Source organism: Streptococcus oralis (assembly GCF_001578945.1).
Lineage (GTDB): Bacteria > Bacillota > Bacilli > Lactobacillales > Streptococcaceae > Streptococcus > Streptococcus oralis_Q.
In genome coordinates this window covers 1-326 of record NZ_KQ969648.1, presented here as the reverse complement: position 1 = coordinate 326, position 326 = coordinate 1, and the positions used below count along the sequence as shown (strand labels likewise).

Annotated in this window: 1 protein-coding gene; it reads left to right on the top strand. The window is 47.9% G+C overall.

The features are described 5' to 3' along the window. Positions 1 to 326: hypothetical protein (locus SORDD16_RS10950; protein ID WP_241734079.1), on the top strand; the 326-nt coding region annotated here is incomplete at both ends.

Sequence of the window (326 nt, the reverse complement as noted above, 5' to 3'; positions counted from 1 at the left end):
CTTCAGCATCAGTAAGTGCAAGCCAAAGCGCTTCAGCGTCTGTATCTGCAAGCCAATCAACTAGCGCATCAGTAAGTGCAAGCCAAAGTGCTTCTGCTTCAGTATCTGCAAGCCAAAGTGCTTCCGCTTCAGTATCCGCAAGTCAATCAGCTTCAGCTTCTGTAAGTGCAAGCCAAAGCGCTTCAGCATCAGTAAGCTCAAGCCAATCAACTAGCGCATCAGTAAGTGCAAGCCAATCAGCTTCAGCTTCAGTAAGCTCAAGTCAAAGTGCTAGCGCATCAGTAAGCTCAAGTCAATCAGCTTCAGCGTCTGTATCTGCAAGCCAA